The sequence below is a fragment of the Rhizobium sp. NZLR10 genome (assembly GCF_019685125.1).
Taxonomy (GTDB): domain Bacteria; phylum Pseudomonadota; class Alphaproteobacteria; order Rhizobiales; family Rhizobiaceae; genus Rhizobium.
In genome coordinates, this window is the sequence record NZ_JABDWE010000020.1 from 45,368 (window position 1) to 65,227 (window position 19,860).

Annotated in this window: 18 protein-coding genes; 5 read left to right on the top strand and 13 right to left on the bottom strand. The window is 61.0% G+C overall.

All coding sequences use genetic code 11. The features are described 5' to 3' along the window. Window positions 1-40: 40 nt before the first annotated feature. Window positions 41-304, top strand: a complete 264-nt coding sequence (locus tag HJB82_RS25670) for a hypothetical protein (RefSeq protein ID WP_207581657.1) — start codon at window positions 41-43, stop codon at window positions 302-304. A 79-nt stretch (window positions 305-383) separates the two neighbouring features. Here the strand turns inward: HJB82_RS25670 and serA are convergent, their stop codons facing one another. The 13 genes from serA to ybgC form a co-directional block, all read right to left on the bottom strand. Beyond that, complete coding sequence (serA, locus tag HJB82_RS25675; protein ID WP_221116375.1) at window positions 384-1,979, bottom strand: phosphoglycerate dehydrogenase; 1,596 nt, start codon at window positions 1,977-1,979, stop codon at window positions 384-386. Between the two features lie 83 nt (window positions 1,980-2,062). Further along, window positions 2,063-3,241, bottom strand: a complete 1,179-nt coding sequence (locus HJB82_RS25680; protein ID WP_221131795.1) for a phosphoserine transaminase — start codon at window positions 3,239-3,241, stop codon at window positions 2,063-2,065. Between the two features lie 183 nt (window positions 3,242-3,424). Beyond that, on the bottom strand, window positions 3,425-4,261 hold the full coding sequence (locus HJB82_RS25685) for an outer membrane protein (RefSeq protein ID WP_207581660.1): 837 nt from the start codon (window positions 4,259-4,261) through the stop codon (window positions 3,425-3,427). 283 nt (window positions 4,262-4,544) lie between these two features. After that, window positions 4,545-5,897 (bottom strand): phosphoglucosamine mutase, encoded by a 1,353-nt coding sequence (gene glmM, locus HJB82_RS25690; protein ID WP_003582103.1) that lies wholly within the window; start codon window positions 5,895-5,897, stop codon window positions 4,545-4,547. Window positions 5,898-6,140: 243 nt separating this feature from the next. Continuing rightward, window positions 6,141-8,069, bottom strand: coding sequence for an ATP-dependent zinc metalloprotease FtsH (gene ftsH / locus HJB82_RS25695; protein ID WP_207581661.1), 1,929 nt, complete (start codon window positions 8,067-8,069; stop codon window positions 6,141-6,143). Window positions 8,070-8,166: 97 nt separating this feature from the next. Next, entirely contained in the window at window positions 8,167-9,534 is a 1,368-nt protein-coding gene (gene tilS, locus HJB82_RS25700; RefSeq protein WP_207581662.1) for a tRNA lysidine(34) synthetase TilS, read from the bottom strand. An 11-nt stretch (window positions 9,535-9,545) separates the two neighbouring features. Next, window positions 9,546-10,529 carry a tol-pal system protein YbgF gene (gene ybgF / locus HJB82_RS25705; protein ID WP_207581663.1) on the bottom strand — a complete coding sequence of 328 codons (984 nt, stop codon included), beginning with the start codon at window positions 10,527-10,529 and terminating at the stop codon, window positions 9,546-9,548. A 159-nt stretch (window positions 10,530-10,688) separates the two neighbouring features. After that, complete coding sequence (pal, locus tag HJB82_RS25710) at window positions 10,689-11,222, bottom strand: peptidoglycan-associated lipoprotein Pal (RefSeq protein WP_207581664.1); 534 nt, start codon at window positions 11,220-11,222, stop codon at window positions 10,689-10,691. A gap of 152 nt (window positions 11,223-11,374) precedes the next feature. Continuing rightward, complete coding sequence (gene tolB / locus HJB82_RS25715) at window positions 11,375-12,682, bottom strand: Tol-Pal system beta propeller repeat protein TolB (protein ID WP_207581665.1); 1,308 nt, start codon at window positions 12,680-12,682, stop codon at window positions 11,375-11,377. A 109-nt stretch (window positions 12,683-12,791) separates the two neighbouring features. After that, window positions 12,792-13,937 carry a hypothetical protein gene (locus HJB82_RS25720; RefSeq protein WP_221141878.1) on the bottom strand — a complete coding sequence of 382 codons (1,146 nt, stop codon included), beginning with the start codon at window positions 13,935-13,937 and terminating at the stop codon, window positions 12,792-12,794. A gap of 8 nt (window positions 13,938-13,945) precedes the next feature. Next, a complete protein-coding gene (gene tolR / locus HJB82_RS25725; protein ID WP_207581667.1) occupies window positions 13,946-14,401 on the bottom strand; it encodes a protein TolR in 456 nt (151 codons plus the stop codon). Window positions 14,402-14,419: 18 nt separating this feature from the next. Further along, window positions 14,420-15,139 (bottom strand): protein TolQ, encoded by a 720-nt coding sequence (gene tolQ / locus HJB82_RS25730; RefSeq protein WP_221116382.1) that lies wholly within the window; start codon window positions 15,137-15,139, stop codon window positions 14,420-14,422. Window positions 15,140-15,515: 376 nt separating this feature from the next. Continuing rightward, complete coding sequence (gene ybgC / locus HJB82_RS25735) at window positions 15,516-15,971, bottom strand: tol-pal system-associated acyl-CoA thioesterase (RefSeq protein WP_012758853.1); 456 nt, start codon at window positions 15,969-15,971, stop codon at window positions 15,516-15,518. A gap of 119 nt (window positions 15,972-16,090) precedes the next feature. On the opposite strand from ybgC, the gene HJB82_RS25740 reads away from it, so the two are divergent. The 4 genes from HJB82_RS25740 to HJB82_RS25755 are packed head-to-tail and all read left to right on the top strand — an operon-like array spanning window position 16,091 to window position 19,815. Beyond that, window positions 16,091-17,311, top strand: coding sequence for an NAD-dependent epimerase/dehydratase family protein (locus HJB82_RS25740; RefSeq protein WP_221116383.1), 1,221 nt, complete (start codon window positions 16,091-16,093; stop codon window positions 17,309-17,311). 8 nt (window positions 17,312-17,319) lie between these two features. Further along, window positions 17,320-18,156, top strand: coding sequence for a glycosyltransferase (locus tag HJB82_RS25745; protein ID WP_221116384.1), 837 nt, complete (start codon window positions 17,320-17,322; stop codon window positions 18,154-18,156). Further along, on the top strand, window positions 18,153-19,070 hold the full coding sequence (locus HJB82_RS25750; RefSeq protein WP_221141880.1) for an NAD(P)-dependent oxidoreductase: 918 nt from the start codon (window positions 18,153-18,155) through the stop codon (window positions 19,068-19,070). The genes HJB82_RS25745 and HJB82_RS25750 overlap by 4 nt, the downstream gene beginning before the upstream one ends. A 46-nt stretch (window positions 19,071-19,116) precedes the next feature. Beyond that, on the top strand, window positions 19,117-19,815 hold the full coding sequence (locus tag HJB82_RS25755; RefSeq protein WP_207581671.1) for a hypothetical protein: 699 nt from the start codon (window positions 19,117-19,119) through the stop codon (window positions 19,813-19,815). The last annotated feature ends 45 nt before the right edge of the window (window positions 19,816-19,860 follow it).

The window sequence follows — 19,860 nt, forward strand, 5'->3', positions numbered from 1 at the left end:
AGATGATCTAAGTTGCAATTGCGTTGCTGAGGAGGATTTCATGGGCAGGTTGGGCGCAACGACGGATTACAGCAGGATCAGACATTGGATCGAAGAACGCGGCGGCCATCCCGCCCGTATCAAGAACGCACCGGACAGCGAAACCGTCCGCGTCGATTTTTCCTCGGAATCGCAGGAAGAAATTTCCTGGGACGAATTCTTCCAGGGTTTTGACGGCAGCCGGCTCGCTTTCCTTCATCGCACCAAGGCTGAAGACGATGCCGCCCGTCTCGGCAGGATCGTCCGCCGTCGCCGGTACCACTAAGCCTCATCCGTTCCTGATAAGGAAAACCCGGCGCGATTTATGCGCCGGGTTTTCCGTGTCTTGCCTTGGGAGGGCGAACTCAGTCGATGTTGAAGGTGAGCAGCTTTGCCTGGCGGATCGCCTGGTTGGCCGTCAACTGCGCAAGCACGGCGTCTTCAACCTTGCCATCGACATAGAGCAGCGCGATGGCGTCACCGCCCTGCTTGTCACGCCCGAGCTGGAAGTTTGCGATGTTGACGCCGGCACCGCCAAGCGTCGTGCCGATGAAGCCGATCATGCCGGGGACGTCGGTATTGGTGATATAGATCATGTGCGAGCCGACATCGGCGTCGAGGTTGATGCCCTTGATCTGGATGAACCGCGGCTTGCCATCCGAAAACACGGTGCCGGCGACCGAACGCGTCATGCTTTCGGTCGTCACCGTCAGCTTGATATAGCCATCGAAGACACCGGTCTTGTCGCGCTTGACCTCGGAAAGCACGACGCCTTTTTCCTTGACCATGATTGGCGCCGAAACCATGTTGACGTCGGCGACCTGTGGGCGGATGAGACCGGCAAGCACCGCACTCGTCAGCGCCCGTGTGTTCATGTTGGCGGTGATGCCGTCGTAGAGGATCTCGATTTCCTTGATCGGCTCTTCGGTGACTTGCCCGACGAAGGCGCCGAGAACGTCGGCAAGGCGGATGAAGGGCTTCAGGATCGGCGCTTCCTCAGCGGTGATCGACGGCATGTTGATGGCGTTGGAGACCGCACCCTTGACGAGGTAATCCGCCATCTGTTCGGCCACCTGCAGGGCGACGTTTTCCTGAGCCTCGGTCGTCGAGGCGCCGAGATGTGGCGTGCAGACGACGTTCGGCAGGCCGAAGAGCGGGCTTTCCTTGGCGGGCTCGACCTCGAACACGTCGAAGGCGGCACCGGCGACATGGCCGGACTTGATGGCTTCGGCAAGCGCTGCTTCATCGACCAGGCCGCCACGGGCGCAGTTGATGATACGCACCCCCGGCTTAGTCTTTGCCAGCGCTTCCTTGTTGAGGATGCCGCGCGTCTTGTCGGTCATCGGCACATGCAGCGTGATGAAGTCGGCGCGGGCGAAAAGCTCCTCCAGCTCGACCTTGGTGACGCCCATCTCCTCGGCGCGCTCCTTGGAGAGGAACGGGTCATAGGCGACGACATGCATCTTCAGGCCGATGGCACGGGCGCAGACGATCGAGCCGATATTGCCGGCACCGATGACGCCGAGCGTCTTGCCGGTGATCTCGACGCCCATGAACTTCGACTTTTCCCATTTGCCGGCCTGCGTCGAGGTATCGGCTGCCGGAAGCTGGCGAGCGACGGCAAACATCAGCGCAATCGCGTGTTCGGCTGTCGTAATCGAGTTGCCGAAGGGCGTGTTCATGACGATGATGCCGCGGCGCGAGGCAGCCGGGATATCGACATTGTCGACGCCGATGCCAGCTCGGCCGACGACCTTGAGGTTCGTCGCCCCCTGGATGATCTTTTCCGTCACCTTGGTGGCGGAGCGGATGGCCAGACCATCATACTTGCCGATGACTTCGAGCAGACGGTCCTTATCCTTGCCGAGCTGCGGTTCGAAATCGACTTCGACGCCGCGGTCGCGGAAGATCTGGACGGCGGTTTCCGACAATTCGTCGGATACGAGAACGCGAGGTGCCATTGTGGCCTCCTTCAAAAGTGTTCAGCGATGGATGAAATTAGAATGCTGGGCTCCGCCCTGGGGCGGAGCCGGATGCGATCACGTCAGGCGGCAGCCTGGCCGAGCTGCGCCTTCTGCGTTTCGAAGGCCCAGGAAAGCCAGGGCATCAGCTTCTGCATGTCGGATGCCTCGATCGTAGCGCCGGCCCAGATACGCAGGCCGGACGGCGCGTCGCGGTAATGGCCGACGTCATAGGCGACGCCTTCCTTTTCGAGCAGGCCGACCAGCCCCTTGGCGAAATTCGCCTGACCGTCGTCGTCGAGCGCTGCGATATCCTTGTCGACGATCTTCAGGCAGACCGAGGTGTTGGAGGCCGTTTCCGCCTTGACGGCGAGATTGGCAATCCAGTCGTTTGCCGCGACGAAGTCATGAATGACCTTGGCATTGGCATCGGCGCGCGCAATCAGTGCCTTGAGGCCGCCAAGGCCCTTGGCCCAGACAAGCGCGTCGATATAGTCCTCGACGCAGAGCATCGACGGCGTGTTGATCGTTTCGCCCTGGAAGATGCCTTCGGTCAGCTTGCCGCCAGAGGTCATGCGGAAGATCTTCGGCAGCGGCCATGCCGGCGTATAGGTGACCAGACGCTCGACGGCGCGCGGCGAAAGGATGATGACGCCGTGGGCGCCCTCGCCGCCCAGAACCTTCTGCCAGGAGAAGGTGACGACATCGAGCTTGGCGAAATCGAGTTCCTGCGCGAAAGCGGCCGAAGTGGCGTCGCAGATCGTCAGGCCCTTGCGGTCGGCAGAGATGAAATCGGCGTTAGGCACGCGCACGCCCGAAGTAGTGCCGTTCCAGGTGAAGACCACATCGCGATCGAAATCGACGGCGGAGAGATCGGGAAGCTCGCCGTAACCAGCCTCGAGCTTGCGCACGTCCTTGAGCTTCAGCTGCTTGACGACATCGGTGACCCAGCCGGCGCCGAAGCTTTCCCAGGTGAGCATGTCGACGCCGCGTTCGCCGAGCAGCGACCAGAGCGCCATTTCGACGGCACCCGTATCGGACGCCGGAACGATGCCGATGCGGTAATCCGCCGGCACGTCGAGAATTTCACGGGTAAGGTCGATGGCCTGCTTGAGCTTGGCCTTGCCGACCTTCGCGCGATGCGAACGGCCAAGAGCCGCGTCGGAAAGGGCGTCGAGCGACCAACCGGGGCGCTTCGAGCAAGGGCCAGACGAAAAATGAGTATTGTGCGGACGGATGTCCGGCTTTGCGGTCTTCGCCATGATGCTATCCTCTCAGATAGAAAGCCCTTCGTTGGGGAAGGGTGTCCCGCCGCCGTGTCTATGGGTAGCAGGCGTCATAGTCAAGATAGAAGTGTCGCAGAGAGAGGATATTTTGACGCAGACACGCTTGACGCAGCAAAAAGCCGCCCGGATGGGCGGCTCTCTGATCTAGGCGAATTGCGCTTACTTGTAGACCGCCGGCTGCAGCGGGATTTCCGGCGGAGGTTCATAGCTCGCCTGGGCGCAGCCGCCGAACAGATAGCGGGCGCCGACGCGGGCTTCGTGGACGCTGAGACCCTTGTCGCGGCCGGGGCCGCCGTTTTCGGCATAACCGAACATGTTGCCGCCGTCGATATGCAGGTAGCGGTAGCCGACATCGGCCTTGACGTTGCAGGTGACGTCGATCGAGGCGCCGGCCATGAGAGCGTAGGTGAAGCGCCAGTTGCCCTTGCCGCCATGGGTGACCTGGTCGTCGCAGAAGCTGCCGTCATCGGCGCAGGCGACGTTACGCAGGTTCTTCCACTTCACATAGGAACCGCCGATACCGGCACCGACATAAGGCGTGACGTAACCATAGGTGCCAAGATCGACGTAAGCGTTGGCGAGCAGCGTGTAGGCAGTCAGCGAAGAGCGGTCGCTGGAAGTGCAATCCACCAAGGGGAAGCCGCACTGCCCGACCGTCGAGCCCTTGAAATCAGCCTGCGTCAGATAGTCGAACGTCAGATCGGTGCGCAGATAGCTGTTGATCTGATAACCGACACCGCCGCCGACCGTCCATGCATCGTCCAGGTCGGCACGGTCGAAATCGACCTCGCTGGCATTGCTGCCCTGGAAATAGCGTGCGCCGCGCAGATCGGTGAAGGCATAACCGACATCGCCGCGCAGATACCAGCCGGTCGCTTCGCTGACCGTCACTTCGGGCGGCTGTTCCGGGATAGGCTCGGCAGGGGCGAGGTCGGCGGAATAGGCGTTTGTCGCGATCAATAATGCGGCGAAGATGCCGGACAAGCTTCTTTTCATGGATCCCACTCCAAAATTCGTTGAGTCGGCAGGCTCAAGTCGCTGCCAAACCGATACGCTTCGGATGGATAATGAATGGGAAACGTTAAAAGCTACTTAACCACGATTATTTACCGGAGATCTTGAAGCTTCCGGTAGAGGAAACATGGATTGCCGCAGTAAAAGTCTCTGAAGTGATCTGACGAGACGATTTGGCTGGGTTGCGCACTCGTCGCCCATTCTCCGAGCATCGGCCCAACCATGTCGCCAAGCTTGCCGTCGAGCCCGATATGTCCACAAAGAATCAGGCGGCGGTTCGAACGTTCGAGATCGTGCCGATCAGCTCGTTGACGATGCGCTCGATCTGAGCGCGGTCGTCGCCCTCGGCCATGACGCGGATCAGTGGCTCGGTGCCCGAGGGGCGAATGACGAGGCGGCCGTTTTTGGCGAGTTCGGCTTCGGCATCGGCGATCGCCTTCTGCACCTGGATATCCTCCAGCGGCTTGCCGCCGCTGATGCGGACATTGCGCAGGAGCTGCGGCACCGGCTCGAAGCGGCGGCAGACCTCGCTGACGGTCCGGCCGGTGCGCTTGACCGCGGCCAGGATCTGCAGCGCTGCGACCAGACCATCACCCGTCGTACCGTAGTCCGAAAGCACGATGTGGCCCGACTGCTCGCCGCCGACATTGTAATTGTGCTGGCGCATATGCTCGACGACGTAACGATCGCCGACCCGCGTGCGGGCAAGCGCCATACCGCGCTCGTCGAGGAAGCGCTCGAGGCCGAGATTGGACATCACCGTGGCGACGATGCCGTTGCCGCGCAGTTGCTGGCTCTCGGCCCAGCTCTCGGCGATGACGGCCATCAGTTGGTCGCCGTCGACGATCGAACCGTTTTCGTCGACGATGATGACGCGGTCCGCATCGCCGTCGAGCGCGATGCCGATATCGGCGCGCACCTCGTCGACCTTCTTCTGCAGAGCGACCGGGCTGGTGGAGCCACAATTGAGATTGATGTTGGTGCCGTTCGGCTCGTTGCCGATGGTGACGACCTCGGCACCGAGCTCCCAGAGCACGGCGGGCGCCACCTTGTAGGCAGCACCATTGGCACAGTCGATCGCGATCCTCAGGCCCTGCAGCGTCACGTCGCGTGGCAGCGTGCGCTTGGCATGTTCGATATAGCGGTCATGCACGCCGTCGACGCGCTTGGCGCGGCCGATATCGTCGGATTTGGCGAGCTGGGCGTTCAGGTCCTTTTCCAGCAGGTCCTCGATCTCGGCTTCGAGGTCGTCGGAAAGCTTGTAACCATCCGGACCGAAGAGCTTGATGCCGTTATCCTCGTAAGGATTGTGCGAGGCCGAGATCATCACGCCGATATCGCAGCGCAGCGAGCGCGTCAGCATGGCGACGGCCGGTGTCGGAATCGGGCCGAGAATAAAGGCATCGAGACCGGCAGCCGTGAAGCCCGCGACCATGGCGTTCTCAAGCATATAACCGGAAAGACGCGTATCCTTGCCGATGACGACACGGTGGCGATGGTTGCCGCGGCGGAAGATCGTGCCGGCGGCAATGCCGACCCGCATAGCGAGATCTGGCGTCATCGGGAAGACGTTGGATTGGCCACGAATGCCGTCCGTACCGAAATAGCGTCTTTTCATCTGCACTCCTGCGTTTTTCCGCGCGCCAGTCAAGGCAGCGCACCGTTCCAAGCGAATCCGGCTTCCATGGAATGTCGTTCATTCAGGAGCGTGATTCACGCTTGCCTCAATTCAGCGGAATGCCACAAAATGAGGCTATCAGCACGTAAATTAGCAAGAAAAATGATTATATCCCGTTACCAATGGAAAAGGCCGGGTCTCCCGTTTGGGAAATCCGGCCTTGTTCAAGATGGTGCTAGCCGCTCAATGCGGCTGCGGTTCAAGGCCGCCTTCGGGCTCATCACCCTTGGTGGCAGGCCGTGCGCCGGCCTTCGGAACAGCCGAGCGGCTTGGCGGTGAATCATCGCCAAGATCGCGAGACGGCTTCTCACCGCGGATCAACGCTTTGATTTCTTCGCCGGTCAGCGTCTCGTATTCGAGCAGACCTTCGGCAAGAGCAACGAATTCGTCGTGCTTTTCTGTTAGGATCGTACGGGCCTGGGTATAGGCTTCGTCGATTAGGCGGCGCACTTCATTGTCGATCTTCTGCGCGGTTGCTTCCGAAACGTTCTTCGACTGCGAAACCGAGTGGCCGAGGAAGACTTCCTGCTGGTTCTCGCCATAAGCGACCTGACCGAGCTGGTCAGAGAATCCCCATTGCGTGACCATCGCGCGGGCAAGCTTGGTCGCCTGTTCGATGTCGGAGGAGGCACCTGACGTGATGTTCTCCTTGCCGAAGGTAAGCTCTTCGGCGACGCGGCCACCCATCATGATGCAAAGACGCGAAACCATCCACTTGTAGCTCATCGAGTAGCGGTCGCCCTCGGGAAGCTGCATGACCATGCCGAGTGCACGGCCGCGCGGAATGATCGTCGCCTTGTGCAGCGGATCGGCGACCGCGACATTGAGCGCGGTAATGGCGTGTCCGGCCTCATGGTAAGCGGTGAGCTTCTTCTCCGCCTCGGTCATTGCCGAGGAACGGCGCTCGGCGCCCATCATGATCTTGTCCTTGGCGTCTTCGAATTCCTGCATGGTGACGACGCGCTTGTTGCGGCGGGCGGCCATGAGTGCGGCTTCGTTGACGAGGTTCATCAGGTCGGCGCCGGAAAACCCGGGCGTGCCGCGGGCAAGAATCTTGAGATCGACATTGGGTGCCAGCGGAACGTTGCGGGCATGTACCTTGAGGATGCGCTCGCGACCGACGATGTCTGGGTTCGGCACGACGACCTGACGGTCGAAACGGCCGGGACGCAGCAGCGCCGGGTCGAGGACGTCAGGGCGGTTGGTGGCGGCAATCAGGATCACGCCTTCATTTGCCTCGAAGCCGTCCATCTCGACCAGCAGCTGGTTGAGCGTCTGCTCGCGTTCGTCATTGCCGCCGCCGAGACCGGCGCCGCGATGACGGCCGACGGCATCGATTTCGTCGATGAAGATGATGCAGGGCGCATTCTTCTTCGCCTGCTCGAACATGTCTCGTACACGGCTGGCGCCGACGCCGACGAACATTTCGACGAAGTCGGAACCTGAAATGGTGAAGAACGGCACGTTGGCTTCGCCGGCAACCGAGCGGGCGAGCAGCGTCTTACCGGTGCCCGGAGGACCGACGAGCAGCACGCCGCGCGGGATCTTGCCGCCGAGACGCTGGAACTTCTGCGGATCGCGCAGGAATTCGACGATTTCCTCGAGATCCTGCTTGGCTTCGTCGACACCGGCGACGTCGTCGAAGGTCACACGGCCATGCGCTTCGGTGAGCAGTTTGGCCTTCGACTTGCCGAAGCCCATCGCGCCGCGCGAGCCGCCCTGCATCTGCCGCATGAAGAACAGCCAGACGCCGAGAATCAGAAGCATCGGCAAAAGCGTGCCGAGATAGCTGAGGAAACCCGATGAACCGTCCGTTTCAGGACGGGCCGAAACCAGGACGTTCTTAGACTGCAGGCGATCAAGCAAGCTGTCGTCGATTACGGGCGAATAGGTCTGGAAGGTGGTGCCATTTTCAACATAGCTTCCGGAGAGACGGTTCCCCGTGACCACGACTTCCTTCACGCGGCCCGCATCGACCTCACGCAGAAACTGCGAATAAGGGATTTCGCGGGAGCCCGTCTGCGCCGGCGCCGTCTGGAACATACTGAAAAGGGCGATCAGCAGAAGCGCTATGATCGCCCACAAGGCGAAATTACGTAAGTTAGGGTTCATTGAACTCCCCAGCACTGGAACAGCCGCCTCATGGCGACCGTCTTATTCGCTTCTAACATAGGGTTGCGCCGTGCGATTGCCAAGGCGATCCCCCAGGTCAGATGGTTTTTCCGTCAATACTTCTTAAAGGCGGCCTCGGATAGGGCGCCGTTACGAAAACCGCCGAAAGCCTATCGGCAAAGATGAAATCAAATCGTGTCAAAAAGCGGTCGAACGGTGCGAAATAGGGCGTGAGGTCGACCATGCGGGCATATTCCTGAGATAAAAGCGCTCCTTCGGCGGATAAAGCCGGTGCTGAGGCTATGGCGCGGTTCCATGCCGCCTTGGGAAGGTGCTCAAAATGATGTTCCCTCATTCCTGTCCTCGGGCTTGACCCGAGGGACAGGAATGAGGGGGAGTGTGATGCGGCCTCGACGACGATTGGTCTGGCCACTCCGTTGCGCACAAAAAACCTCCCATCCCAAACACCCGCCTCTCCCGGCCGCAACACCAGCGGCAAAATCCCCCGGCTTTCGCGTGTGAGATAAAGCCCGTCACGCCTGAGATCGAACACCACCCTGCCGGCGGTCATCCGTGCCGGCTGGCTGCCGGTGGCAAATGCAAGGATACGCTCCATATGCGCCCTCCCCGGGGCAAACGGCTGCCCGCCGAAAACGCCTGTCAGACGGCCGAGCGCATAGTCGAGGACTGCCCGATCCCGCCGCAACCCGTCAGGCATCACCTGCCCGAGCAGGCCGCCGTGAAGCCTGAAATGACGGTCCAGCCATTCCGCGGCCTTGGCCGAAAGCGCCAGTCGCTCTTCCCAGGCCCTGCGGATATTTTTCTCCGGACCCGCACCGGCCGACAGCTGCCGGCGGATTCGCACGCGCTCGTACTTCACATCCTCATTGCTCGGATCGTCGATCCACGGCACGCCCCGCTCTTTCAGGAAAGAGCGGATATCCGCCCGGCTGGAAAAGAGAAGCTGCCGCAGGACCCAAAAATGCCGGTTGAAGAGCACCGCATCGGCAATGCCGGTCGAGGCCTGCTCCGTTCGCATGCCGCGCATGGCAAGTGTTTCGCGCTGGTCGTCGAGTGTATGGGCGGTGACGATGAGATCGGCGCCAAACGCTGCCGCCGCTTCGGCCAGAAGGCCGTAACGCGCCTCGCGGGCCGCGGCCATGATGCCGGTTCTCGGCTTGTCGCCCTGCCAGGTCGCGATGGTGTGGGGAATGCCGCGTGATGTGCAGAGGGCTGCAGCTGTATGCGCCTCGTCTGCGGAGCCGGCGCGCAACGCATGGTCGACGGTCGCAGCGCATAGGGATATTTTGAGATGAGGCGCGGCCTTCACGGCTTCGTCGAGGAGGAGAAGCAGGCCGGTGGAATCACTTCCGCCCGATATCGCGACGAGAATGCGTGCAGGGCTTTGAAGGGACGAGAGAAACTGGAGGATCGCCTCTTGCGGCGATCGGACTTCCGGAGACATGCCGGAAGACCTTAGCAGGCGAGGCGCTTCTGTTCGCTCGCAACCTTGCTTATGACGGCACGCGAAGCCTTGGGATAACGCTTCGAGACTTCGCGCAGCGTCGCACAGGCCGTCTCGGTATTGTCGAGCGCAGCAAGCGACATGCCGAGTTTCAACAGCATTTCAGGCGCCTTTTCTGATGTGCCGTATTTCTGATGTGCATTGAGGAAGGTTTTGGCCGCCTCATTGTACTTGCCCTGCGAATAGAGCGCTTCGCCAAGCCAGAAATTGGCGTCCGCCGCCCGCGCGCTGCTCGGGTAGCGGGTGATGTACTGGGTGAATTCCTGTTCGGCCGTGCTGTAATCGCCGGACAAGACGTGACCATAGGCCGACTTGTACTGGTCCGCTTCACCACCGAGCGATGCGGTCTGCTGCGGATTAGCGGTATTGGGAACCGGGCCGGAGCCGATCCCCGCATTTTCATCGACACTTCCGCCGATCGCATTGCCCTTCTGATCGAAATCGATCGAGCCGAGCTCCTTCGGCGGTTGGCCGAGGCCGCTATTGGCAGGCACGTCGGTGGAGGGAGCCGTTTCGGCTCCCTGCGGTGCTTGGATCACCTTGGCGATGTCATCGCCGCCGGAAGCTGCCGGAGCGACGTCGGTCTCGCTCTTCTTGACAGGAGCCTTGGCACCGCCGCCGCTGGCACCCGTCTTTTCCAACTGCTGGAAGCGGAATTCATTGTCTTCCTGCTGCTTGCGGATCGTCTCCTGCATCTGCAGCAGCTGGAAGCTCATCTCCTCGATCCGGCCGTTCAGCTGCCGCAGTTGCTCTTCGAGCTGCTGCACGCGGACCTCGGCATCGCCGCTCTGCACCTTGACGACCGGCAGCGCCGACGGGTTTTCCGCGGATCGACCGCCGAGATGCAGCCCGAAGAACGAGGCCGAATAGGCCGTCCGCTCGCTCCCGGTCACGGCCGCGAGGCACAGCATGCCTGCCACGACAAGTTTCTTCATATGTATCGTCCTGTCCCAGTGATTCTTCGCGCCTCGATGACACGAGCAGGAGATTTTTCCAATTGCTGTCAAAAAGCAACGGAGTCTGGCCAAAGTGTGGTCAAAAAGAAAAGGCGGCCCCTGATGGGACCGCCTTCCGAAAGCGAACTAAGTCGGCAATTACATGCCGGCGCCGCCGAGAACCGTGACTGCGCGGCGGTTCTGCGACCAGCAGGAAATATCGTCGCAGACGGCAACCGGACGTTCCTTGCCGTAGGAAATCGTCTTCAGGCGCTGCGCCGGAACGCCCCGCGAAGCAAGATAATCCTTGGCGGCGGCCGCACGGCGGGCACCGAGCGCGAGGTTGTATTCGCGCGTACCGCGTTCGTCGGCATGGCCTTCGACGGTGATCTGGTAGTTCGGGTAGCGGCCGAGCCATTGGGCCTGACGGTCGAGCGTCTGCGAAGCATCGGCACGGATCGACGAGGAGTCGGTATCGAAGAAGATGCGGTCGCCGACATTGACCGTGAAGTCCTGGGCCGAGCCCGGCGTTGCGGAGCCACCCGCGCCGGAGCCGAGGCCGAGATCGCCGGCGCTGTTCGGCGGCTTCTTGGCGCAGCTCGCAAGCGCGAGACCGGCGACAAGCGCGATCATGACGGGGTTGCGGGCGAAATTCTGCATGCGGCTCATTGCCGGGGTATGAATTCGGCTCATGGCCGGTCTCCTTGCGGGTTCATCAGGGTTTCCGGACAGTAACCGCACTCGGTTAACCGCCCCTCAAAAATTGTGGTTAACGAATTACTGATTTGTCCCTTGGTCGCTCGATTCCATGACTTTGGGACGACATGAAGGCAGAAGCGCATTGCCTACTCCATAAGCGGCGACCAAGCGGGGTCGGAACCGTAGCTCGGCGTCTTCACAAGCTGCTCGTTGTAGCCGGTCAAATCGATCGAATAGAGCTGCGGACCGCCGGCACCTGCCGCCTGCCGGAAGAACATCAGCACACGTCCGTTCGGCGCCCAGGTCGGGCCCTCGTTATGGAAGCCGGTCGTCAGAATGCGCTCGCCCGAACCATCCGGTTTCATCACGCCGATCGAGAACTTGCCGCCGGCCTGTTTGGTGAAGGCAATGAGATCGCCTCGTGGCGACCAGACCGGCGTCGAATAGGAACCGTCGCCGAAGGAAATACGGGTCTGGCCCGAGCCATCTGCATTCATCACATAGATCTGCGGTTTTCCGCCGCGGTCGCTTTCGAAGCTGACGCGCGCGCCGTCAGGCGAATAGGACGGCGAAGTGTCGATCGCAGCCGTCGAGGTCAGGCGCGTCGTCGTGCGCGAGCGCAGGTCCATTGTATAGATGTTGGAATTGGCGTCCTGCTGCAGGCTCATGATCACCTTTTGGCCATCCGGCGAAAAGCGCGGCGAGAAGGTCATGCCGGGAAAATTGCCGACGACCTCACGCTGCCCGGTTTCCAGCTGCAGCAGATAGACCCGCGGCTGCTGGTTGGCAAAGGACATGTAGGTGACTTCCTGCCGGCTCGGCGAGAAGCGCGGCGTCAGCACGAGATCGCTGCCATCCGTCAGCATACGCACGTTGAAGCCGTCCTGATCCATGATCGCCAGCTGGCGTTTGCGCTGCTGCTTGGTGCCGGATTCGGAGACGAAGACGACGCGGGTATCGAAATAACCTTCTTCCCCGGTGATCTGCTTGTAGATCGCGTCGGCGATGATGTGAGCCACGCGGCGCCAGTTCTCCGGCTGCGTATAGAACTGCTGACCGGTCATCTGCTGCCCGGCGAACGGGTCCCAGAGCCGGAATTCGGCGCGAAGACGGCCATCCGCTTCCTTGGTAACCCGGCCGGTGACCAGCGCCTGTGCATTGATGACCTTCCAGTCCTCGAAGCGCGGCGAAGCGTCGGGATTAGAAATCTTCTCGATGAAGGCGGTTTTGTTGATGGGTGCGAAGAGACCGGACCGCTGCAAGTCGGCGGCGATCACCTGCGATACCTGCGCGCCCATATCGCCCTGGAAGTCGGTCACCGCGATCGGCAACGGCTGAACGTTACCTTTTCGAAGATCGAGGGTAAGCACCGCGTTCGCCGGAGTCGTAAAGGCTGCGACCCCAAACAGGCCTGCAATGACCATCAGAGCGCGGATGAGGGAACACTTGACCATATCAAATAAGCCTTTCAGCACTTCATGAATTCAGTTTGCTAGTAGGACAGTGCAAGATAACTTCCTTCCAAGCATTGTATTTATCTTTGGAAGCTCGGCTCCTAGGCATCTAGATTCCCAGGCTGCTCGCATCGAAGTTAAGAACGACCTCATTCCAAGCTTCATATTTGTCCATCGGAAGAGTCGAAGAAAACGAGGGAGCCGATTTCATCACGGCACGGTAAGCAGCGCTTTCCAGCGCACGACGCGTCGAATCGCTGCTGCTCCCACCAGACGATTCTATCTCCGGCTCACCAATGATGTTGCCGTCTCTGCCCAGCTTGAAATGCACCGTAACAACCAAGCCGGAAAGGCCTTCCATTCCGGGCGTGACAAGCCAATTGCCCTCGATCAAGCTGCGCATCGCATCTTCTTCGCTCTGGCTGAGTTTCGAGCCGCCGTTGCTCTTCTTCGCGCCCAGCGATGCTTCCTGCGTCGAGCGCTTGGCGCCCCCGGCAGAAGGATCGGTCTTGTTCAGCAAGATCGAAATCTGGTCGGCATTGAAGTCGCTCTTCATCGATGAAGCGGACTTCGCTGTTTCCTGTTTCTTGTCCGCCTTCTTCTTGTCGGTCGGCGTGTCGGCGGTTTTCGGCTGGTCCGGGGTCTTTTCCGGCGGCTTTTCGGCCGGCTTCTGCGGTTCCGGCGGCTTCATCTGCGGCTTGGCGACAGGTGTCGGCACATTGTCCGGCAGCGCCTCGGCATCGGGCTTCGGCGGCTCCTCCGGCTTGGCCTGCTCTTCCGGCGGTTTTTCCTCGGGCTTCGGCGGCGTCACTTCGACGGGCTTCGGCGGCGGAATGGAAGCGACCTCCTTCGGCTGTTCGACCTCCGTTTCCTCCTTGACGATATCCTTGACATCATTCGGCTTTGGATCGGTTTTCGGCATCGGCTTGTCGCTCGAATTCGCCGCGGCAGCCTCGCTATTGCTGGGCTTGGCGTTCGGAACGGGCGGCGTCTTCAGGTCGACATTGTTGTCGCCGGCGTTCTCGGCCGGCTGCGCGATCGGCGGACGTGTCGTCGGCACGGGTGCGGAAGTCTCCTTCTTCGGAGCCTTCTTGTCGCCTTGCTGCATCTGGGTAATGGATTCCACCGGCACCAGATCGACCGGCATCGCCTCGAAATCCTCCACCTTGAAGGATTCCGGCGCGCTGAGCGACACCATCGCCCAGGTAAGCACCAGGCAGTGCAGAACAGCAGATGTGACGACGCTGGTCTTCATCTTGAACGCTATTGGTCCTTCTTCTGCTGCGTCACGAGGCCGATATTCTTGAAGCCTGCGCCCTGAATACGGGCCATGACGTCGGCGATGACGCCGTAAGGCGCTGTCGCGTCGCCGCGCACGAAGATCCGTTCGTTGTAACCAGTGGTGGCGATCGCCTCGAGCTTGGCGGCGATCTCGGCGGCCGGAATCGCCGTTTCCTGCAGGAACACTTCGCCGTCGTTCTTGACGGAGATGGTGATCGGCTGCGTCTCGGAATTCAGCGCCTTGGCCTGCGTCTCCGGCAGGTCGATCGGCACGCCAACGGTCATCATCGGTGCCGCGACCATGAAGATGATCAAAAGCACGAGCATGACGTCGACGAGCGGCGTCACGTTGATCTCGGAGATTACGGCCCTGTTCCGACCGCCGCGACGGCGGCGTCTGCCGCCCCCGCCGTCATTGCCTCCAACAGCCATACCCATGTCAGTATACTCCGTTGGTTACTGAGCGGCAGCGCGCGGCTGTAGCTTCTCGTCGATCTGGCGCGAAAGTATGGCGGAGAATTCATCCGCGAAACCTTCCATGCGGCCCGAGAGCTTGCCGGCATCGGCAGAGAACTTGTTGTAGGCGATAACCGCCGGAATAGCGGCGACGAGACCGATCGCGGTGGCAAGCAGCGCTTCGGCGATACCGGGTGCGACAACCGCAAGGTTGGTCGACTTCGAACCTGCGATCGCCTGGAACGAGGTCATGATGCCGACGACCGTGCCGAAGAGACCGATGAACGGGCCGGCCGAACCGATCGTTGCCAGCGATCCAAGGCGGGCGCCGAGAAATTCGGTCTCACGGGCAAGCGTCACGTCCATCGCCCGGTCGATACGCATCTGCAGGCCGATCGGTGAGCGGGCGCCGCGTTCGAAGGATTTCTTCCATTCCCGCATGGCCGCAACGAAAATCGATGCCAGCCCGGTATTGTTGCGCTCCGACAGCGAGCGATAGAGTTCTTCCAGCGACTGGCCCGACCAGAACACCTGTTCGAATTTGTCGAACTGGCGCCGTGCGCGGCCATAGGCCAGGTATTTGTCGATAACGATCGCCCAGGTCCACACCGAGGCTGCGATAAGCCCGAGCATGACGAGCTTGACGACGATGCCGGCCTGCATGAAAAGCGACCAGAGGCTGACGTCCGTCGTTGCTGCTGCCAATCCTACTTGTTCCATTGATCCAAAATCCCCGAATCCAAACGCCCGGTGCTGGACCGGGCGGCACAAATTGATCTCGCAAGAAGTGTCCGGTGGCCGCCGCCCAAAGCCCTGGTCAAGCTTCCAAGCTCATCTTCCGCCTTCTTGCCGTCAAATTTGGTCAAAGGAAGGCGTGCACCGCACAAACTCCGACTTTCCCAGTAAGACACTATTATGGTTAATAGATCGTTAGTGCCGGACTGTGACAGCAAGCCTGTGTTTGGAAGATTTCATCCCATGGACTACTTGACCGGAGCAAGATCCGGCTGCCGAAAGAGCGCTCATCCTGCGGCGCGGGGAATTCCTTCACATAAAGATCAAGTTTTTACAAGCCCGAATTCCGGGCGATTCGCGGCTATAGCGGCGTGCTGCCTTCCAGGAATTTCACCGCCAGCGTTTCCGGCAGCCGCCGCGGCCGCCCTCTGGCGTTGATGACGGCGATGATCACCTTGGCGGCAATCAGCAGCGTCTCGCCGGATCGGATCTGCTGATTGAGCACCATCTTGGCGCCGCCGGCCTTTTCCGTGTGCGTCAGGATCGTCAGCACATCGTCCATGCGCGCCGGGCTCTTGAAGTCGATCTCCATGCGGTGGACGACGAAGACCAGGCCCTCCTCGTCGGCGCTGACGAGTTCGCGCTGCTCGACGCCGAGGCAACGCAGATAATCGGTGCGGCCACGCTCCAGGAAATGCAGATAGCGGGCGTGATAGACCAGGCCGGAGAAATCCGTATCCTCATAATAGACCCGCTGGACAAGGCGATGCCCGGCCTCGGTCAGCTCTCCCGAAATGGAAAAAGGGCGCTCCGTCATAATTTTCTCCAAACTGAGGTGCCCTCTTTGGCGCAACGCTTCCTGACAGGCAAGCATTGAATGATTGTCATAATTCCTAACTATTCCCGACATTGAGTGACCGATAAGGAGACGATGTGATGAAGATTGCGGTTATGGGCGGAGACGGTTTCATTGGCTGGCCAACGTCGCTGCATCTCTCCGATGCCGGACATGACATTCATATCCTCGACAATCTCTCACGCCGCTGGATCGACACGGAACTTGGCGTTCAGTCGCTGACACCGATGGATTCGATCCAGGAGCGCACCCGCATCTGGCATGTCGAAACCGGACGCCGCATCCACTTCAATCTGATCGATCTCGCCAAGGACTACGAACTGCTGAAGAACTGGCTTTCCGAACACCGTCCGGATGCCGTCATCCATTTTGCCGAGCAGCGGGCCGCACCCTATTCGATGAAGAGCGACCGCCATAAGAACTACACGGTCAACAACAATGTCAGCGCCACGCACAACCTGCTGAACGCGCTGACCGAGCTCAATCTCGATACCCATCTCATCCATCTCGGCACCATGGGCGTCTACGGCTACTCGACGGTCGGCGCTGCCATCCCAGAGGGCTACCTGCCGGTCGGCATCGAAACTCAAGGCGGCGAGACGGTGAGCCAGGAGATCCTCTATCCCTCCAACCCCGGCTCGATCTACCACATGACCAAGTGCCTGGATCAGCTTCTCTTCCAGTTCTATGCGAGGAATGATGGTCTCAGGATCACCGATCTGCACCAGGGCATCGTCTGGGGCACCCATACCGAACAGACGCGCCGCCACGCACAGCTCATCAACCGTTTCGACTACGACGGCGATTACGGCACGGTGCTGAACCGCTTCCTGATCCAGGCGGCGATCGGCTATCCGCTGACGGTACACGGCACCGGCGGCCAGACCCGCGCCTTCATCCACATCCAGGATTCGGTGCGCTGCATCGAGCTGGCGCTTGCGAACCCGCCGGCTCGCGGCGCGCGCGTTGAGATCTTCAACCAGATGACCGAAACCCACCGGGTGCGCGACCTCGCAGAGATGATCGCGGGGATCAGCGGCGCCGAGATCGCCTGGCTGCCCAACCCGCGCAAGGAAGCTGCCGAGAACGAGCTGATCGTCCGGAACGAAAAATTCCGCGATCTCGGCCTCGAACCGATCACGCTGGAAGCGGGCCTGCTCGGCGAGATCGTCGATGTCGCGAAGAAATTCGCCTATCGCGTCGACCGCTCGCGCGTGCCGGCCGTCTCCGCCTGGACCAAGGACATCGCCGCGACGATCAATCACGATCCCGAAGGCAAGCGGCTGAAGTCGGTATCATGAGCGGCGACATGACGAGCGCCAGCGAAAAACCAGCCCATTTCGCCTATATCACCCTCGTCACCAACGCCGACTACGCCATGGGCGCCACCGCCTTGGCGAATTCGCTGCGCCGCACCGACACCACCGCCGACATCGTCGTTCTCCACACCGGCGGCGTCGATGCCACCGCCCTCGTCCCGCTCAAAACCCTCGACTGCCGCCTGATCGAGGTCGAGCATTTGCCGCTGTCAGCTGCCTTCAACGAACGCCATGCCCGTGGCCAGCTCCATTCGGCGGCCCCCTTCACCAAGGGCCGCAAACCGGATTTTCATTCGCCGCTCGACAATTTCTGCAAGCTCAGGCTGTGGCAGCTTGTCGAATATGAGCGCTGCGTCTTCATCGATGCAGACGCCCTCGTACTGAAGAACGTCGACAGGCTCTTCCACTATCCGGAATTCTCCGCCGCCCCGAATGTCTATGAAAACCTCGCCGACTTTCGCCGCATGAATTCCGGCGTCTTCGTCGCCACGCCGTCGCATGACACATTCCGGCACATGCTCGAAAGGCTCGACACGGCAGACGTTTTCTGGCGGCGCACCGATCAGACGTTTCTCGAGACTTTCTTCCCGGATTGGCACGGCCTGCCTGTTTATTTCAACATGCTGCAATATGTATGGTTCACCATGCCCGAGCTTTGGGACTGGAAGAACATTTCGATCCTGCATTACCAATATGAAAAACCGTGGGAAAAGGATCATCCCAAGGCAGCGCGACTACAACCCTTGATCGATTTGTGGCACCGTTTCCACGATGACGGCGATGTGCCCGAGATCACGGCGCTGGATAATCCGGAAGGGGCAGCATGAAGGTACTGGTATCTGGCGGAACGGGTCTCGTCGGCCGGTATGTCGTCGAGGAGCTGCTGGCTGGCGGATATCAGGTGATCGTCGGAGGGCGCTGTGCGCCGCTGCCCCGCCTCTTCTCGCGCCCGGTCGATTTCGCAGCGCTTTCGCTCGATCCCGACAAGGATCAGATCGGTGTTTTCGACGATGCCTATTTCTTCGTCCACGCCGCCTTGAGCCATGTTCCGGGCAAATATCGCGGCGGCGAGGGGAACGATCCGAAGAATTTCCACAGGCTGAACCTCGACGGCACCGTCCGGCTTTTCGAAGCCGCCAAACGCGCCGGCACACGCCGCTGCGTCTTCCTGTCCAGCCGCGCCGCCTATGGCGAACATCCCGAGGGAACCGAGCTGGCGGAAACCATGCTGGCCAAGCCCGAAACGCTCTACGGCCAGGTCAAGCTCGATGCCGAACGCGCGCTTGCCCACCTCTCCACGCCGGGTTTTGCCGGCGTGAGCCTGAGGGCGACCGGGATCTACGGCGATCTCTCGCCGAACAAATGGGACGGGCTTACCGCCGATTATCTCGCCGGCCGGGCGGTTGTTTCGCGTGTAGGAACGGAAGTTCACGGCCGCGACCTCGGGCGTGCGGTACGGCTGATGCTGGAGACGGAAAGCACCCGCATCTCCGGCGAGGTCTTCAACGTCTCGGACATATCAGTCGACACGCGCGATATTCTTTCGCCTATCCGGCGCGAGACCGGCTGTCGGCACGTGCTGCCGCCCCCCGCCGACAGGGTGGCGCTCAATCGCATGAGCACGGCGAAAATCCGCGCGCTCGGCTGGTTGCCGGGCGGAGCAACGCTGTTTGAAGAAACGATGCAACGGCTCGCCGCGGCCCTACGGGCGGCCCCAGAACACAGGTCCACGCAAGTCTGACGTTGCAGGATGCGCCGAATTGCAATCGGGCTGTCGGGGATTGTTCATGCAGGTCGCAACTACGTCTGCCTCCATCATCTTGCGCGGCACGCCTTCTGCTGCAGCAATGTCTGCCGCCGGAAACGAGACCGATCAGGGTGTGCTGAAGCTGCAGCGCAGCACCCAGACGCTGCAGCAGATGCGGCAGACCTTGGCGAATTCCGGGGACGAAGCCAAGACAAAGGCACAACGCAAGCTCGACGAGGCAAAGCAACAGCTGGAGATGCTGCGCAGCTCCAATATGCCGCCCGAGGTGGTCGCCCGTCTGGCCGCCGAACTGGCGCGCAAGGTCGGCACCGCCGCTTCAGAATTCGCATCGGCCGCCGCGACCGGCAGCCCTGCAGCAGTCGCTCCGGTGGACGCAACCACGGATGCAACAGCCGCCGCGACGAGCGGGACTGAGGCTGCACTGACGGATGTCTCAGAAAAAACCGCGACCGGATCGCAGGAACCGGTCGACGCCGCCCAGGCCCGCGAGGCCTATGAGAGCACCGCCGAGGACGCGCCAAAATCCTCGGGCATCTCGTCCGATGACCGAGAAACGATGGAAGCGTTCAAGGCGGTCGTGCGCGAACTCAGGCAATTGCTCGAAAAGGCGATGCACGACCTGCGGCAGCAGGACTGGCAGGGCGGGGCCAACGCCGTGCCTGATATGGCAGGCTTATCCACCGGCACCGCGACAATACCGACAAGCATCGTCATCTGACCTCCGGCCGCATCCCGCCGACAGGGCGTGAAACGGGCGCAGCAC

What these genes read in the sequence shown, in the direction of transcription:
- tolQ (WP_221116382.1), bottom strand. Translation starts at nt 15,139, where the DNA reads ATGGAACAAGTAGGATTGGCAGCAGCAACGACGGACGTCAGCCTCTGG.
- ybgC (WP_012758853.1), bottom strand. Translation starts at nt 15,971, where the DNA reads ATGACGGAGCGCCCTTTTTCCATTTCGGGAGAGCTGACCGAGGCCGGG.
- pal (WP_207581664.1), bottom strand. Translation starts at nt 11,222, where the DNA reads ATGAGCCGAATTCATACCCCGGCAATGAGCCGCATGCAGAATTTCGCC.
- HJB82_RS25755 (WP_207581671.1), top strand. Translation starts at nt 19,117, where the DNA reads ATGCAGGTCGCAACTACGTCTGCCTCCATCATCTTGCGCGGCACGCCT.
- tolB (WP_207581665.1), bottom strand. Translation starts at nt 12,682, where the DNA reads ATGGTCAAGTGTTCCCTCATCCGCGCTCTGATGGTCATTGCAGGCCTG.
- HJB82_RS25720 (WP_221141878.1), bottom strand. Translation starts at nt 13,937, where the DNA reads ATGAAGACCAGCGTCGTCACATCTGCTGTTCTGCACTGCCTGGTGCTT.
- ybgF (WP_207581663.1), bottom strand. Translation starts at nt 10,529, where the DNA reads ATGAAGAAACTTGTCGTGGCAGGCATGCTGTGCCTCGCGGCCGTGACC.
- ftsH (WP_207581661.1), bottom strand. Translation starts at nt 8,069, where the DNA reads ATGAACCCTAACTTACGTAATTTCGCCTTGTGGGCGATCATAGCGCTT.
- HJB82_RS25680 (WP_221131795.1), bottom strand. Translation starts at nt 3,241, where the DNA reads ATGGCGAAGACCGCAAAGCCGGACATCCGTCCGCACAATACTCATTTT.
- tilS (WP_207581662.1), bottom strand. Translation starts at nt 9,534, where the DNA reads ATGTCTCCGGAAGTCCGATCGCCGCAAGAGGCGATCCTCCAGTTTCTC.
- HJB82_RS25750 (WP_221141880.1), top strand. Translation starts at nt 18,153, where the DNA reads ATGAAGGTACTGGTATCTGGCGGAACGGGTCTCGTCGGCCGGTATGTC.
- tolR (WP_207581667.1), bottom strand. Translation starts at nt 14,401, where the DNA reads ATGGGTATGGCTGTTGGAGGCAATGACGGCGGGGGCGGCAGACGCCGC.
- glmM (WP_003582103.1), bottom strand. Translation starts at nt 5,897, where the DNA reads ATGAAAAGACGCTATTTCGGTACGGACGGCATTCGTGGCCAATCCAAC.
- HJB82_RS25685 (WP_207581660.1), bottom strand. Translation starts at nt 4,261, where the DNA reads ATGAAAAGAAGCTTGTCCGGCATCTTCGCCGCATTATTGATCGCGACA.
- HJB82_RS25670 (WP_207581657.1), top strand. Translation starts at nt 41, where the DNA reads ATGGGCAGGTTGGGCGCAACGACGGATTACAGCAGGATCAGACATTGG.
- serA (WP_221116375.1), bottom strand. Translation starts at nt 1,979, where the DNA reads ATGGCACCTCGCGTTCTCGTATCCGACGAATTGTCGGAAACCGCCGTC.
- HJB82_RS25740 (WP_221116383.1), top strand. Translation starts at nt 16,091, where the DNA reads ATGAAGATTGCGGTTATGGGCGGAGACGGTTTCATTGGCTGGCCAACG.
- HJB82_RS25745 (WP_221116384.1), top strand. Translation starts at nt 17,320, where the DNA reads ATGACGAGCGCCAGCGAAAAACCAGCCCATTTCGCCTATATCACCCTC.